This is a genomic window from Methylobacterium sp. Leaf111 (assembly GCF_001423285.1).
In the GTDB taxonomy this organism is placed as follows: Bacteria; Pseudomonadota; Alphaproteobacteria; order Rhizobiales; family Beijerinckiaceae; genus Methylobacterium.
In genome coordinates, this window is the sequence record NZ_LMNE01000045.1 from 271138 (window position 1) to 287039 (window position 15902).

Annotated in this window: 10 protein-coding genes; all 10 read left to right on the forward strand. The window is 71.2% G+C overall.

Annotated elements, in window-relative coordinates; genetic code table 11:
* Window positions 1-123 precede the first annotated feature (123 nt).
* The 10 genes from ASF41_RS18075 to ASF41_RS18120 all read left to right on the forward strand — a co-directional run bounded on the left by ASF41_RS18075 (window position 124) and on the right by ASF41_RS18120 (window position 15784).
* On the forward strand, window positions 124-1311 hold the full coding sequence (locus ASF41_RS18075) for a glycosyltransferase (RefSeq protein ID WP_056221601.1): 1188 nt from the start codon (window positions 124-126) through the stop codon (window positions 1309-1311).
* Between the two features lie 12 nt (window positions 1312-1323).
* Window positions 1324-3522: a polysaccharide biosynthesis tyrosine autokinase gene (locus ASF41_RS18080; protein WP_056495590.1), complete on the forward strand. Its 2199-nt coding sequence runs from the start codon at window positions 1324-1326 to the stop codon at window positions 3520-3522.
* Window positions 3522-4739 carry a glycosyltransferase gene (locus tag ASF41_RS18085; protein ID WP_082504664.1) on the forward strand — a complete coding sequence of 406 codons (1218 nt, stop codon included), beginning with the start codon at window positions 3522-3524 and terminating at the stop codon, window positions 4737-4739. Before ASF41_RS18080 ends, ASF41_RS18085 begins: the two co-directional genes overlap by 1 nt.
* A 37-nt stretch (window positions 4740-4776) precedes the next feature.
* Window positions 4777-5919 (forward strand): glycosyltransferase family 1 protein, encoded by a 1143-nt coding sequence (locus tag ASF41_RS18090; protein WP_056495593.1) that lies wholly within the window; start codon window positions 4777-4779, stop codon window positions 5917-5919.
* A complete protein-coding gene (locus ASF41_RS18095; protein ID WP_056495597.1) occupies window positions 5900-7159 on the forward strand; it encodes a glycosyltransferase family 4 protein in 1260 nt (419 codons plus the stop codon). Before ASF41_RS18090 ends, ASF41_RS18095 begins: the two co-directional genes overlap by 20 nt.
* Window positions 7156-8529 (forward strand): glycosyltransferase family 4 protein, encoded by a 1374-nt coding sequence (locus ASF41_RS18100; RefSeq protein ID WP_244479700.1) that lies wholly within the window; start codon window positions 7156-7158, stop codon window positions 8527-8529. The genes ASF41_RS18095 and ASF41_RS18100 overlap by 4 nt, the downstream gene beginning before the upstream one ends.
* Window positions 8526-10037 (forward strand): lipopolysaccharide biosynthesis protein, encoded by a 1512-nt coding sequence (locus tag ASF41_RS18105; RefSeq protein WP_056495600.1) that lies wholly within the window; start codon window positions 8526-8528, stop codon window positions 10035-10037. Before ASF41_RS18100 ends, ASF41_RS18105 begins: the two co-directional genes overlap by 4 nt.
* Before the next feature lie 115 nt (window positions 10038-10152).
* Window positions 10153-11406: an O-antigen ligase family protein gene (locus tag ASF41_RS18110; RefSeq protein ID WP_056495612.1), complete on the forward strand. Its 1254-nt coding sequence runs from the start codon at window positions 10153-10155 to the stop codon at window positions 11404-11406.
* Between the two features lie 194 nt (window positions 11407-11600).
* Window positions 11601-12686 (forward strand): efflux RND transporter periplasmic adaptor subunit, encoded by a 1086-nt coding sequence (locus ASF41_RS18115; protein ID WP_056495614.1) that lies wholly within the window; start codon window positions 11601-11603, stop codon window positions 12684-12686.
* Window positions 12683-15784 (forward strand): efflux RND transporter permease subunit, encoded by a 3102-nt coding sequence (locus ASF41_RS18120; protein ID WP_056495617.1) that lies wholly within the window; start codon window positions 12683-12685, stop codon window positions 15782-15784. The genes ASF41_RS18115 and ASF41_RS18120 overlap by 4 nt, the downstream gene beginning before the upstream one ends.
* The last annotated feature ends 118 nt before the right edge of the window (window positions 15785-15902 follow it).

Genomic DNA, 15902 nt, shown 5'->3' on the forward strand with positions numbered 1-15902 from the left:
CTTTAGCACGTGGGTTTATCATAGTAGTTTAGTTCGAAGAGAGAATGCTCTCAGGGGTCGGTGTCATGCCGTCCGTCTGCGGAGGTTCTCTCGGTGTCCGGCAGGCCGGCGAGGATGGTTCGGATGCGTATCGCGATCGTTCACGACTGGTTATACGTGGTCGGAGGCGCCGAGCAGGTGCTGCGCCAGCTGCTGAAGATCTATCCGCAGGCCCATATCTATACCCTGTTCGACTTCCTGCCCGAGTCCGCGCGGGCCTATCTCGGCTACACGCAGGCGCGCACGAGCTTCATCCAGCGCCTTCCCCTCGCGCGCACGCGGCACCGGCACTACCTGCCGCTGATGCCGCTCGCCATCGAGCAGTTCGACCTGTCGAGCTACGACCTCGTCATCTCGAGCAGTTACGCCGTGGCCAAGGGCGTACTCACCGGACCGGACCAGCTTCACGTGTCCTACGTCCACTCCCCCATGCGCTACGCCTGGGATCTGCAGCACACCTATCTGCGGGAGAGCGGCTGCGCGAGCGGCCTCAAGGGCCTGCTCGCTCGGCTCATCCTCCACCGGATGCGCCTGTGGGACTACCGCACCGCCCCCGGGCCGAACGCGATCATCGCCAATTCCGGTTTCGTGGCGCGGCGGATCCACAAGGTCTACGGCCGCGGCGCCGAGGTGATCCCTCCGCCCGTCACCCTGTCCAGCCAGCGCTACGACGGACCGCGCGGGAACCACTTCCTGGTGGCGAGCCGCCTCGTGCCCTACAAGAACGTCGAAGCCGTGGTGCGTGCCTTCGCGCAGCTGCCCGGCCTCGACCTCGTGGTCGCCGGCACCGGTCCGGAGGCCGAGCGGCTGAGGGCGATCGCGACCCCGAACGTCACCTTCGCGGGGTTCGTATCCGACGAGGAGCTGCGCCGTCTCATGGCCACGGCCCGCGCCTTCGTCTTCGCGGCGGAGGAGGATTTCGGGATCATTGTGGTGGAGGCCCAATCGGAGGGCACGCCCGTCCTCGCCCTCGGGCGCGGCGGCGCTCGCGAGACCGTGCAGGTCCGTGGGCCGAACCGCACGGGCCTGTTCTTCGACACGCCCGAGCCCGATGCCATCGCGTCCTGCGTCTGCGACTTCATCCGCCAGGAGGACAGCTTCACCCGCGAGGCCTGCCGGAACCAGGCGGAGCCGTTCTCCTCCGATCTGTTCCGCATCCGCTTCTCGCGCTTCGTCGACGAACAGCTCACGATGCATCGCGCCGCCTGCGAGCCACGCCTGCGCACCCTCTCCCGGCTCGAGGCCGTTCCCCGCTTCGAAGCCGTGTCCTGAGGAGCGGCGCGTATGTCCCTCCTCACCCTCGACATGCCCGACCGCGCGCCGGCCGCCGGGCGCGTACCCGAGCAGGACCGCGAGCGCGGCGGCGCGCTCATGGCGCCCCTCCTCAAGATCTGGCGCCGCCGCGTCCTGTTCGCGACCGTCTTCGTCGCCGTCCTCGGGCTCGCGGTGGCCATCCTGTTGCGCACGCCCGCCCAGTACGTGGCGACCGGGTCCGTCATCGTGGCCGAGCCGGAGCCGGGCGCCAGCAACGCCTCGATGGCCTGGATTCAGAAGCTCGGCGATCCGGCCGATCTGGAGAGCCAGATCCTGGTGATCCGCTCGCCCCGCCTCATGCGTCTCGCCGCCGAGAGCGGCCTCGCCGAGGCGGTGATGTCCGAATGCCGTGAGACCGTCACCCGTGGGCATCCCGACCGGATCACGGAGAAGAAGGATGCCGTCTGCGCCAAGCTCGGCGCGGACCGCGACGCGCTCGTGGAGTATCTGCAGAAGCGCTACATGGTCGGCAGCGCCGGCCGCTCCCGCGTCATCGCCATCGGCTACAAGTCGCCGCTGCCCGAGGTGGCGCAGACGATGACCAACGCGCTCATCAACGCCTTTCTGGAAGACCAGCGCAACGCGCAGGCCTCGAGCCGCAAGGCGGCCACCGACTGGCTGTTCACCGAGATCAAGCAGCTCGACGCCTCGATCCGCGACGACGAGGCGCGCATCCAGGCCTTCCGCCGCCGCAAAGGCCTCGTGAAGGGTGCGACCGGTCCGATCAGCGCCGAGCGCCTCACCGGGATCAGCCAGCAGCTCGCGGCCGCCGAGGCCGCCAAGGCGGATGCCGCCGCACGCCTCAAGGAGATCGAGGCCGACCGTCGGCGCGGCTCCGACAGCGCCCCGGCGGTCCTCGCCAGCCGCGCCGTAGGCGACCTCAAGCAGCAGATCAGCGGCGTCAGTGCGCAGCTCGCCAACCAGAGCACTCTGCTCGGCCCGAACCACCCGACCGTTCGCGCCCTGCAGACCGAGCAGGCCAGCCTGCGCGCCCGGATCGACCGGGAACTCGCCAACGTCGCCGACGGCCTGCGCAAGACCTACGAGGCCTCGAACAGCCTGGCCCGCTCCCTCCGCGCCCAGATGGACGCCGCCAAGTCCGAGGCGGCCGCTGCCATGGACGACGAGGCCTCGATCGAGGGCATGGTCCGCAACGCGGAGATCAAGCGCGCCCGCTATGCCGACCTCGTGAAGCGGGCGAGCGAGCTGGAGACTGAGCGCCGCATCCTCACCGGCAGCACTCGCTTGGTCAGCCTCGCCGAAGTGCCCCAGGAGGCGTTCTCGCCCAAGCCCGTCCCGTTCCTGGCCGGGGCCGTCGTACTGGCGGCCGTGCTCGCCGCCGGCGCCGCCCTCCTGCGCGATCTCGCCGACCGCCGGGTCCGCACGCCCGCCCAGCTGGTGGCCGGCACCGGCGCCCCGGTCTTCGCCCAGCTGCCCTGCCTGGCTGCCGGCGGCCTGATGGGCCGCCTTTCCGACCGGCGCCGCGAACTGCCGCTGGCCGAGGCCCTGCAGCGGGCGCAGGCGGATCCCGGCATGCGGAACGTCCTGCGGACCCTCCACGCCCACCTGTTCCTGGCGGGCGGCGACGGCTCGCGCACGGTGCTGGTGACCTCGGGCAAGCCGCGCGAGGGCAAGTCCTTCACGACCTTCGCCATTGCCGGCCTCAGTGCCGCGAGCGGTCGCCGTGTCCTGGTGATCGAGTGCGACCTGCGCCGGCCCAACTTCGAGGCCTCCCTCGGTCTGGGCCGCAGTCCCGGCCTCGCCGGCATCCTGCGCGGCGAGATCGACGCGGCGGCGGCCGTCATCGCCAAGGACGGATTCGACGTCATCCCGGCCGGCGTTCCGACGCCGGACTCGACCGAGCTTCTGATGAACCACCGCATGGCGAACCTCCTGCGTTGGAGCCGGCGCTACGACCTGGTGCTCCTCGACAGTCCGCCGACCAGCCTACTGATGGATGCCTGCATGCTCGCCCGCCACGTGGACGGCGTGCTCTGCTGCACCCGTGCGGGCCGCTCGCAGCTGTCCGATACGATCGAGACCGTGACGAGCCTGCGTCAGGCCGGCGGCGCCGTCCTCGGCATCGCCATGACGATGGTCAAGCCCGGCGGCCAGCCGGCCTACGAGGCCATGCCCCTGTCCTTGCCGCATCGTACGGGAGCCGCCTGATGGCCGGGACGCTCTCGACCGCGAACGGTTCCGAGCGGGCGCGCACCGCGCGTCCGGTGGGGGCGCGGGCGGCCCAGCCCCGGGTGCTGTTCGTCAGCCACACGGGCACCATGTCCGGCGCCGAGCTCGTCCTGCGGGACGTCGTGCGGGCCTGGCCCGGCTCCCAGGCCTTCCTGTTCGAGGGCGGCCCCCTCGCCGACGCCCTGCGGGAGGCCGGCCTGACGATCCGGCTCGCAGCGCCGGGCGCCGACCTCTCCGGCCTGCGCCGGGACGTCTCCCCCTGGCGCGCCCTTCCGGTGCTCGGCCGCCTCGCCCGTTTGGCGCGGGACCTCGCCCGGGCCGCGCGCGGCTGCGACGTGGTCTATGCCAATTCGCAGAAGGCCTTCCTGCTCGCGGCCCTGCCGGCCCGTCTCGTCGGCCGCCCTCTGGTCTGGCACCTGCACGACATCCTCGACGGCGCCCATTTCGGCCCGGCGCAGCGGATCGTGCAGGCCCGGCTCGCCAATGCCTGCGCGGCGTGCGTCATCGTCCCCTCGCGGGCCGCGGCTGAGGCGTTCGTGCAGGCGGGCGGACGCCGGGACCGTGTGACGGTGGTGCCGAATGGCCTCGACCTGATCCTCGACCCGCGCCCCCTGGCCGAACTGCGCACGGAGCTCGGCCTGCCCGCCGGGCCCCTCGTCGGCGTGTTCAGCCGTCTCGCACCCTGGAAAGGGCAGGACGTCGTGATCGAGGCGCTGGCTGAGATGCCGGGCCTGCGCTGTCTGGTGGTGGGCTCGGCCCTGTTCGGCGAGGATGGCTACGCGGCGGGCCTGCGCGACCTCGCGGCGGCCCGCGGCGTCGCCGACCGGGTCCTGTTCCTGGGCCAGCGCAGCGACGTGCCTCGCCTGATGCAGGCCGTCGATGCGGTGGTTCATCCCTCCGTGGACCCCGAGCCGTTCGGCCGGACCCTCGTCGAGGCGATGCTGGCCGGCGTGCCAGTGGTCGCCACCGATGCCGGCGCTTCCAGCGAGATCCTCGACGGCGGTGCCGTGGGCACCCTCGTGCCACCCCGTCGGCCCGATCGCATCGCCGCCGCCCTTGCAGAGATCCTGACGCACCCGGAGGCCTTCGCCGAGCGCACCCGCCTGGCCCGTGAGCGGGCCCTCGCCCGCTACGGTGCCGCCCGGATGCAGGACGACCTCGCCGTCCTGATCCGTCAGGCCGCCGCCCGCGCGTGACGCGGGCGGGCAATCCCCACTCCCGGAGCGAGCCACGATGACCCGCGTCCTCGTCAACATGCCGAGCCAGCATGGCGGCCGACCGTCCGGTGTGGCGCTGGTCGCCTTCCGGGTGATCGCCGGATTGCTCGACCGGGGCAACGTGGCTGTCGTCCTGCGCTCGCCCTGGACCCGGGCGCAACTGCCCGAGACGATCCGCGACCGGGTCACGGTCGTCACCGTGGCGCGGCCGCGCCTGATGATCCTCGACGTCCTGCGCCAGGCCGTCGCCGTTCCGGCCCTGTGCCGGGCGGAAGGCATCGACGTGGTCCTGAATGCCGATCCCTACGGTGCGGCCTTCGGCGGCAGGGCCCGCGTCAGCGTCGTGCACGACCTCTACTTCCGCACCATCCCGGACTGCACCGGTTGGCGCGAGTCGCTGACGACGGACCTGATCTTCCGGCTGGTCCTCGGCAACAGCGCTCGGGTGATCGCGGTCTCAGAGACCACCCGGGACAGCCTCGGCCGGTTCTACCCCGGCCTGCGCGCGCGCGTCCGGACCGTGCCCTCGGCGGCCATGCTCCATGCGTCGGCGACGCGTGTCGCGCCCGAGGCCGGTCGGGGCGCCTACATCCTGGCGGTGGGCAATGCCACCCACAACAAGAACTTCGCCACCCTGGCGCGGGCGGCCGCGGCGCTCTCCCCCACCGAGCCCGACCTCGCCATCGTCCATGTCGGCGAGGATGCGCAGGAGACCATCGCGGCGGCCCTGGCGGGGGCGCCGGTGCGGCTGACGCGCCTGTCGCGCATCGGCGAGGATCGCCTCGCCGCTCTCTACCGGGACGCCCTGTGCCTGTGCGTACCCTCCTTTGCCGAAGGATTCTGCCTGCCGGTGCTGGAGGCGCAGACCCTGGGCTGCCCGGTGCTGTGCTCGGACCGCTCGGCGACGCCCGAGATCGCCGGGAATGGTGCGCTCACCTTCGATCCCGCCGATCCCGCTGCGCTCGCCGCGGCCCTGCGCCGCCTCCTGCACGAGCCCGGCCTGCGCGCCGACCTGGTTGCGCGCGGCCACGCCAATGCCCGCCGCTACGACTGGGCCGAGACCGCCCGGCGCTACGAGGGCGTGCTGCTCGAGGCCTTGCGGGACGCCGCCCGCCCAATGCCCGCCGAGGAGGCCTCGGATGCGCATCCTGCACCTTAGCTCCCTCTACGCCCCCGAGCAGGTCGGCGGCGCCGAACTGATGGTGGAGACCCTGGCCCGGACCCAGGCCGGCCTCGGCCATGCCGTGGCGGTGGCCTGCGCCTCGCGCCGGGTGGAGGCGCCGACCCTCCAGGACGGGGTCACCGTCTACCGGACCGGCCATGGCACGCCCTTCCACAGCCTCGACTGGCCGCAGCACGGACGCCTCGACCGCCTCCGCTACAAGCTCGCCACGCAGTGGAACCGGAAGACGGTGATCCGGATGGAGGCGGCGGTCCGCGCCTTCGCCCCCGATGTCGTCAACACCCACTCGATCTCGGAGATCACCCCGGCCGTCTGGCCGATGCTCCGGCGCCTCGATATTCCGGTTGTCCACACGCTTCACGACTTCACCAGCCTGTGCACCAACGGTGCGATGGCGAAGCACGGACGCGCCTGCGCCGGCCAGCACTTGAAGTGTCGGCTCTACGCCGAGCCGCACCGCCGCTGCCAGCGCGCGGTCTCCGCCGTCGCGGCGGTCGGCACCGACATCCTGGACCGGCATCTGGCGGCCGGGTTCTTCGCGGAGATTCCCGACTCGCTTCGCCGAGTGATCTGGAACCCGATCGCCCCCGGTGGCCCCTCCGGTCGTCCGCCGCGCAGGCCCGGCGATCCGGTCGTCTTCGGCTCCCTCGGCCGCATCGAGGCCTCGAAGGGTACCGACGTGTTGCTGGCGGCCTGCCGCCACCTGCCGCCCGAGGGGTGGCGCCTCGTCGTCGCCGGCCGGGCTGCGGATGGGCTCGCGCGATACCGCGCCCTGGCCGAGGGGTTGCCGGTAACGTTTGTCGGGTATGCCGAGAAGGATGCCTTCCTCGACACCATCGACTGTCTCGTCGTCCCGCCGGTCTGGCCGGAGGCGTTCGGCCGGACGGTGGCGGAAGCCTATGGTCGCGCCGTGCCGGTGATCGGAACCGCCGTGGGCGGGATCGGCGAGCAGGTCGGCGCCGGCCCCTGGCTCGTCCCTCCCGGCGATGCGTCCGCCCTGGCCACCGCGATGGCGCGGGTCGTGGCGGCGCCGGAGCGCCTTCCCGAGGGCCTGTCCCGCGCCGAAGCCGTTCGCTCGGGCACCGACCCCGACGTCGTCGCCGGCGCCTATCTCGAGCTCTACGCCGCCATTCGCGCTGGCGTCGCGACCTCCCCCCATCCTCTCCCGCCGGTGGCCTTCTCCGAGCCCCCGCGTCTCGACGAGTGTCGCCCATGACCGCTTCCATGATGACCGCTTCCGAGATGGCCACCGCCGCGATGACGGCCCTGGGCCTCGCCCGCGCCCAGCTGGCCCCGTCCGCCGCCCCGGCGCTCGCGGTGCGCGGCGCGGAGAGTGCCGCACGGATCGCCGCCACCGGGCCGCTGCGCATCCTGCATCTCAGCGCGCTCTACCCGCCCTACATCGTCGGCGGCGCCGAGCGGTCGGTGGAGCATCTCGCCGAGGAGCTGGTGACGGCCGGCCACACGGTGGCGGCGGCCTGCATCGCCCGTGAGGCCGAGCCCAAGACCGTGCGCAACGGCGTCACCGTCTACCGCATGGCCCACAACAACGATTTCTGGCTGGAGGACTGGCCGAAGGCGACGCGGGTCGGCCGCACCTGGGCCAAGCTGAAGCAGCAGTGGAACTTCGCCATCGCCGCGGAGTTCGGCCGCGTCCTCGATGATTTCCGGCCCGACATCGTCAACACCCACTCGCTTCTCGACGTCTCCACCCTGGTCTGGCGGGAGGCGGCCAAGCGCGGCATTCCGATCGTCCACACGGTCTGCGAGTACGACCTGATCTGCGGCAATGCCGCGATGTTCCGGCACGGTAAGCCCTGTACGCACTGGCACTTCGGCTGCAAGGTGGTGAACGCCACCAAGCAGATCACCAACCGGGCGGTGGGCGCCGTGGTCAGCGTCGGGACCGAAATCCTGAAGACCCACGTGACGCACGGCCTGTTCCGCCACCTCGCGCCGGAGCGCCGCCGGGTCATCTACTATTCCTGCACGGTGCCGGACGGCGACCCAGAGGCGCGGCGGCGGATCGACCGCACCGGTCGGCCGATGACCTTCGGCTATCTCGGCCGCATCAACGTCGAGAAGGGCGTCGGCACCCTCGTCGACGCATTTCGCGCGGTGGGCCCCGGCGACTGGCGCTGCCTCGTGGCCGGCCAGGCGATGGACGACTCGATCGACCGCTTCACGGCGCAGGCCGAGGGGCTGCCGATCGAGTTCGTGGGCTGGGCCAAGCCCGCCGACTTCCTCGGCGAGATCGACGTGCTCATCGTGCCCTCGTTCTGGGCCGAGCCCTCGCCGCGGACGATCTACGAGGCCTACGTCATGGGCGTGCCGGTGATCGGCGCGGCCTCGGGCGGCATCCCCGAGCTGATCGGCGAGGACAACGCCGAATGGCTGTTCACGCCGGGCAACGACGCCGAGCTCGCCGACCGAATCCGGGCCGTGATCGCCCGCGGCCGCGTCGGTCTGCCGGACGAGCGCAGCTTCCAGCACGTCATCCGGGAATCGACCTCCGAGCGCGTGGCGGAGAAGTATCTCGATCTCTACGCCGAGCTTGTGGACGAGCGCCGGGCCGATCGCGCGTGAGCGCCACCGCACTGCTTCCGGGGCAGGCCGCCACCGCCCCGGCCGCCCTCGGGGTCACCGACGAGCCGGACGTCTCCGGCCGCTCCTTCGCGGCGGCCCGCTGGGTGGCGCTGGCCTCCGTCGGCAACGTCGTCCTCAGCTTCGGGGTGTTCCTGGTCCTGGCCCGGCTGATCGAGCCCGCCCAGTTCGGGCTCGTCGCCGTCGCCGCCGTGTTCATCGACATCCTGCAGATCGTCGCCCGCGGCGGCCTGCCCGACGCGGTGGTCCAGCGGGCCGATCTCGAGGAGGCCTTCGCCGCTACCGCCTTCTGGGTCACCCTGGCCTCCAGCGTCGTCTACGCTGCGGCCCTCGTCGCCCTGTCCTGGCCGATCGCCTGGCTGCTCGACCTGCCCGAGCTGCGGCCCGCCCTCTGCGCGCTCTCCGCCTGCTTCGTGATCTCGGCCCTGGGCGCGATCCACGAGGCGCGGCTCCAGCGCAGCTTCGGCTTCCGCAAGCTTGCCCTCCGGGCGCTCGGCGCGAACCTCCTCGGGGGCGCCGCCGCTCTGGCCCTGGCGCTCGCGGATTACGGGGTCTGGAGCCTCGTGGTCCAGCGCCTCGTCGCCACCGGCGCGACCACGCTCCTGACCTGGGCGGCGATGCCCTGGGTCCCGGCCCGGCGCCTGGATCTCGCGGCGGCCCGGCGCCAGATCGCCTTCGGCTCCCGGGTCTTCTCCACGAACCTGCTGCTGGTCTTCTCGATCCGCAGCCAGGAGGTGATCGCCGCCTATTTCCTGTCCACCGCCGATGTCGGCCACCTGCGCCTCGCCTGGCGCTGCATCGACCTCGTGAGCCAGGTCGCGGTGATCCCGTTCTCGGCGGTCGCGCTGACCACCTATGCCCGCCTGCAGGACCGCCCGGCCGACCTCGCCGCCGCCTTCCACGACTTCACCCGGACCTCCGCCTTCCTGGCGCTGCCGGCCTTCTTCGGTATGGCGGCGGTGGCCCCGACGGTGATCCCGTTCCTGTTCGGCGAACAGTGGCACGACGCGGCCCCGGTCCTGCGCATCCTGGCGCTGCTCGCGCCGGAATTCGTCGTGACCTCCATGCTGTGGATGATCTTCACGGCGCTGGGCCGCAGCGGCACCGCCCTGAAGCTCGCCGGCGCCCAGTTCGGGATCGGGGCCGTGACGGCGATCCTCACCGGACCGTTCGGCCTGTCGGCCCTCGTCATCGGCCACGTGGTCCGGGCCTACCTGTTCTCGCCCCTGATCGTCGCGCAGGCCGGGCGTTTCGTGTCGGTGAGCAACGGGGGCCTCGTCGGGGTGCTGCTGCCCGCCACGGCCTGCGCCGGCGCCATGGCGGCCCTGGTCTTGCTGGTGCAGGAGGCTATCAACGCGGCCCTCGGCGACCGCCTCGGCCTCGTCGCCTGCGTGACCCTGGGCATGATGGCCTATGGCGCCCTCGCCCTTGTCTTCCTGCGTCCCACCGTCCGCGCGGCGCTCGGGTTCTTCGTCCGCCGCGGCGGCTGAGCCACCCGCCTCCCGGCACCTGCACGCTTCGCAAACCTTTGCGCGCCAGAGTGCACGCGCGGGCGGAGGCATGCCCGGGCCGGGCACACGGCGTCTTTTCGGAGGGTCCGGAGCGATGACGGGACCAGCGGGGCCGATGGCGGCCGGGATGCGGCGGACGCGGGCGGTGCCGATCATGGCCGACCGTGCGGCCGTGTTCCTGCTCGGGGTCGCCCTGCAGCTCAACGTCCTGACCTCGAGCTTCGGGCTTCCCTTCCAGCGCCTGTCGGACCTCCTGCCCTTCCTGCTGATCCCCTGGTTCGGCCTGCGCCGCGCCGTGATCGCCGAGGGGCTGCGCCAGGCTGTCCCGATGGGGGCCGTCGGAATCCTGATCGCCCTCTCGCTGGTGCTGAAGGCCGAGATCCAGGCCGGCGACGTCTACCTGACCCTCGTCCTGCTGCTCTACTTCGTCCTGGCGATGATCCTGCTCGTGATGTTCCGCGACCGGAGCCTGGAGAACGCCTTCTGCTGGGGCCTTCTCGCGGGCCTTGGCGGCTCGCTGGTCGTCCTGCTGCTCTCGTCCTCCGGTTTGCCGCTGGACCGCTTCGGCCTCGGCGTCCCGACCGATGGCCTGGACGAGGAACTCAAGCTCTTCGTCGAGGACAAGCAGGGCGGCCTCTGGGCTTCCGGCAACGAGACCGGCCACGTCTTCGCCCTCGGCGGGGCGGCGGCCCTGCTGCTGAGCCTGCGCTACCGCTTGAACCTGATCTACCTTGCCTATTTCGCGGCTCTGCTGGCGAGCTTTCCCCTGACCAACAACCGCTCCGGGCTGTTCATGCCGGTGCTGATCCTGCTGGTGCTGATGCGCCGGAGCATCCGGCTGCAGGTGGTGCTGCCCGTCCTCGGGGTGCTCGGGATCCTGCTCGTCGGCTTCTCGATGACCGGCGAGATCCCCCTGCCCCAGAAGTTGGCGCAGTCCATCGAGACGCGCTTTGCGGGCGACGGCAACGTCTCGGGCAATGCCGACGAGCGCTTCATTTCCGGCTTCACCGCCCTGCAACTCGTGGCGGAATACCCGTTCGGTGTCGGCGAGACCATGCGGCGCGAAGAACTCCGCGCCCTCACCGGGCTGGTGACGCCGCATAACGGCTTCATCTCCCTGGCGCTCCAGAGCGGCATCGCGACGGCGCTGCTCCTCCTCGCCGCCCTCGTGCGCATCGCCCGCGCACCCGCCGCCGCCGGTCCCTTCGTCGCCTACACGGCCCTGTTCCTTGTGCCCTCGATGATGTTCGAGGAATTGTCGGTGAACCAGTACTTCCTCTTCTTCATGGCGGTGCTGCTGGCCTCGCTGGTCGTGCGGTCCGGTTCGGAGCCGGCAACCAGGCGCTAGGGGTACGGGCGGCACGTCGGCCGATCCGGTCGCCCCAAGGTTCTCGTCCGGTGCCCACTTCTACCGGTGTCGACCTCCCTGGGTGTCCCCCGGCACGCGGGGGCGCCACGGCAGCGTTGACCTGTTCCATCCGCTAAAATAGATTATAAGCATAATCTTAGAGCGGCGGATGGTCCGGCTGCGGAGGATGCGTCATGCAGAAGTGGTTCGCACCCGGTCTCGCGTCCCTCGCCCTCGGCGCCTGCTCGCCGGCGGAGACGGCGGTGAGCCCGGAACCGCCCCTCGTTCAGGTGGCCGAGGTCGTCCGCGGTCCCGGCGCGGTCGCGCGCTACACCGGGGTGATCCGGGCCCGGACCGAGAGCAACCTGGGCTTCCGGGTCGGCGGCAAGATCTTCGAGCGCCTCGTCGACCCGGGCGAACGGGTGCGTCGCGGGCAGCCCCTGATGCGCCTCGACCGCACCGACTTCACCCTCGCCCTCGACGCCGCCCGCGCCTCTGCCGAGGCGGCCCGGGCCCAAATGATCAAGGCCAAGGCGGACGAGGAGCGCAGCCGCAGGCTGGTGGCCGACGGCTGGACCTCCCGGCAGACCTACGACCAGAACAAGGGCGCGGCCGACGCCGCCATCGCCCAGCTCGCCCTTGCCGAGGCCCAGGCCAGTCAGACCCAGAACCAGGCGGGCTATGCCGAACTCCAGGCCGATGCCGACGGCGTCGTCATGGAGGTGCCCTCTGAGCCCGGCCAGGTGGTCGCGGCCGGCCAGACCGTGGTCAAGCTCGCCCGCGACGGGGCGCGCGAGGCGGAGGTGTTCCTGCCCGAGGGCAGCCGGCGCGCTGCCGAGGGAGAGGCCTCCGCCACCCTCTACGCCGAGGGCGCGGCGACGTACCCGGCGCGCCTGCGCGAACTCTCCGCCACCGCCGATCCGGCGACGCGGACCTACCGGGCGCGCTATATCCTCTCGGGCGGGGGCGAGGCCGCCCCACTGGGCGCCACCGTCACCCTTCAGCTCATTGATGCCGCGGCGGCCCGCGTACCGCGCGTCGAGGTGCCCCTCGCGGCCCTGTTCGACCAGGGGCACGGCATAGCGGTCTGGCGCTACGATGCCGCCACCGAGACCGTGCGTCCGCAGATCGTGCAGGTCGCTCGCCTGGGCGAGGAGCGCGCCGAGATCGTCGACGGTCTGAACCCCGGCGACCGGATCGTGGCGCTCGGTGCCCATCTCCTCACGGCCGACCAGCGGGTGCGCCCGACGCCCGCCAGCAGGACCGGGGTGGTGCGATGAGCGGCCTCAACCTCTCCGCGCTCGCCGTCCGCGAGCGGGCCGTCACCCTGTTCCTGCTGATCGCGCTGACGGGGGCGGGCTTCTTCGCCTTCCAGAAGCTCGGGCGGGCGGAGGACCCGGCCTTCACCGTCAAGGTCATGACGGTCTCGGCCGCCTGGCCCGGCGCCACGGCGGAAGAGATGCAGCGCCAGGTCGCCGACCCCCTCGAGAAGCGCCTGCAGGAGCTCGTCTACTACGACCGGGCGGAGACCACGGTGCGCCCCGGCCTGATGGTGACGAAGGTCATCTTCAAGGATGCGATGCCTCCGGCCAAGCTCCAGTCGGAGTTCTACCAGGCCCGGAAGAAGCTCTCCGACCAGGCCTCCAGCCTGCCGCGTGGAGTGCTGGGGCCGCTCTTCAACGACGAGTTCTCGGACATCTACTTCGCCCTCTACGCCGTACAGGCCAAGGGTCTGCCACACCGCCAACTCGTGCTGCGCGCCGAGGACCTGCGCCAGCGCCTGCTGCGGGTGCCGGGCGTGGAGAAGATCAACATCCTGGGTGAGCAGGCCCAGAAGATCTTCGTGGAGATCTCCTACCAGCGCCTCGCCACCCTCGGCATCACCGGCCAGCAGCTGCTGGCCGCGCTGGCTAACCAGAACGACGTCACCCCGGCCGGCTTTGTCGAGGCGGCGGGACCGCGGGTGTACCTGCGTCTCGACGGGGCCATCGACGGCCTCGACGCCATCCGGAATCTTCCCGTGGCCGCCGGCGACCGCAGCCTCAAGCTCGGCGACATCGCCGAGGTCAGGCGCGGCTACGAGGATCCCCGGACCTTCGCGATCCGCAACGACGGCGACCCGGCCCTGATGCTCGGCCTCGTGATGAAGCCCGGCTTCAACGGGCTCACGCTCGGCGCGGCGCTCAACGCCGAGGAGGTGGCGATCCACCACGAGACGCCGGTGGGCATCGCCTTCACCAAGAGCACCGATCAGGCCAAGGTCATCGACGACGCCATCCACGAGTTCATGGTCAAGTTCTTCACTGCCCTCGGCGTGGTGATCCTCGTCTCCCTGGTGGCACTCGGCTTCCGGGTCGGCATCGTGGTCGCGCTGGCCGTGCCGCTCACCCTCTCGGCGGTGTTCGTCGTGATGATGGTCACGGGCCGCGATTTCGACCGCATCACGCTGGGCGCCCTCATCATCTCGCTCGGCCTCCTCGTCGACGACGCCATCATCGCCATCGAGATGATGGTGGTGCGCATGGAGGAGGGCGCCGACCGCATCGCGGCGGCGACCCATGCCTGGAGCGCCACGGCCGCGCCGATGCTCACCGGCACTCTGGTGACCATCGCGGGCTTCCTGCCCGTGGGCTTCGCCGCTTCCACGGCAGGTGAGTACGCCGGCAACATCTTCTGGGTGGTGGCCTTCTCGCTGATCCTCTCCTGGATCGTGGCCGTGACCTTCACGCCCTATCTCGGCGTGAAGCTCCTGCCGAACATCCAGCGCGTCGTGGGGGGACACGAGGCGATCTACGCCACGAAGACCTACGCGCGCCTGCGCCGCGTCGTGCGGATGTCGGTCGACCACAAATGGCTCGCCGCCGGCATCACCGTGGGGCTGTTCGCCCTCGCCGTGGCGGCGATGGGCAAGGTCGAACAGCAGTTCTTCCCGAATTCCGAACGCCCCGAGCTCATCGTCGAGGTCACGCTGCCGGCGGGCTCGGCCTTCGCCACCACCGAGGCCAGCGTCAAACGGATCGAGGCCGCGGTGCGCGATCTGCCGGAAGCTGGCGCGATGACGAGCTACATTGGCCAGGGTATGCCGCGCTTCGTGCTCTCCTTCGATCCCGAGCTGCCCGATCCGGCCTTCGCGCAGATCGTGGTTCAGACGGCCGACGCGCAGGCGCGCGACGTCCTCAGGGGCAAGCTGCGCCGACTCGTGGAGGACGGCCGCTTTCCGGAAGCCCGCGTGCGGGTGCTCCAGATCGTGTTCGGCCCACCCATCCGCTTTCCCGTCGCCTTCCGGGTGGTGGGGCCCGACCTCGACGTTATCCGCGGCATCGCCGCCGAGGTTCGGGAGGTCATGGCGGCCAATGCCAACATGCGCCTCGTCCATCTCGACTGGGGCGACAAGACCCCGAGCCTGCGCCTCGCCTTCGACCAGGAACGTCTGCGCCTCATCGGCCTGACCCCGAAGGAGGCCGGCCAGCAGCTGCAGAGCTACCTCAACGGCACGCCCGCCACCCAGGTGCGCGAGAACCTGCGTTCCGTCGACGTCGTCCTGCGCAGCCCCGGCCCCGAGCGGCGCTCCCTGGGTGAGATCGGAGACCTGACGCTGACGACCAAGGACGGTCGTCAGGTGCCGGTCTCGCAGGTGGCGCGCCTGGAGAGCCGGACCGAGGACGCGGTGCTCAAGCGCTACAACCGCGAGACCTACATCCGCGTCCAGGGCGACGTGCTCGACGGCAAGCAGCCGCCGGACATCCACGCCCAGGTCTTTCCCCTCCTGGCGCCGATCAAGGCCAATCTCCCGCCGGGCTACCGCATCGATACCGCGGGTGCCGTGGAGGAGAGCGAGAAGGCGATGATGTCCCTGGTGGCGGTGTTCCCGATCATGCTGATCGTGACGCTCACCGTCATCATGATCCAGGTCCGCTCGTTCGCCACCATGTTCATGGTCTTCGCCACCGCCCCGCTGGGCCTGGTGGGCGCAGCACCGACCCTGCTGCTCTTCCACCAGCCCTTCGGCTTCAACGCGATCCTCGGGCTGATCGCCCTGTCGGGAATCCTGATGCGCAACACCCTGATTTTGGTGGACCAGATCCACCACGACCAGGCGGCGGGCCTGGGGGATTACGACGCGATCGTGGAATCCACGGTGCGGCGCGCCCGTCCCGTCATCCTCACGGCGGCGGCGGCGATGCTGGCCTTCATCCCGCTCACCCACTCGGTGTTCTGGGGGGCGCTGGCCTACGTCCTCATCGGCGGCGTCGGGGTCGGCACCCTGCTGACCCTCCTGTTCCTGCCCGCCCTCTACGCCCTCTGGTTCCGGGTGGCGCGCCAGCCGCGCGACGCGCGGGGCGCCACCGAGACGGCGCCGCAGGGGGCCGGAACCTGACGCAGGCGCGGGGCGAGATCCCGGCAGCGGTGGTATAAGCGTATCGCGCCGGGCTTGCCCGAGACCGCGCGGGCCGTCGGCCGATCCGTACCCTGTTCCCCTCGGCGGGCCGGCCGAT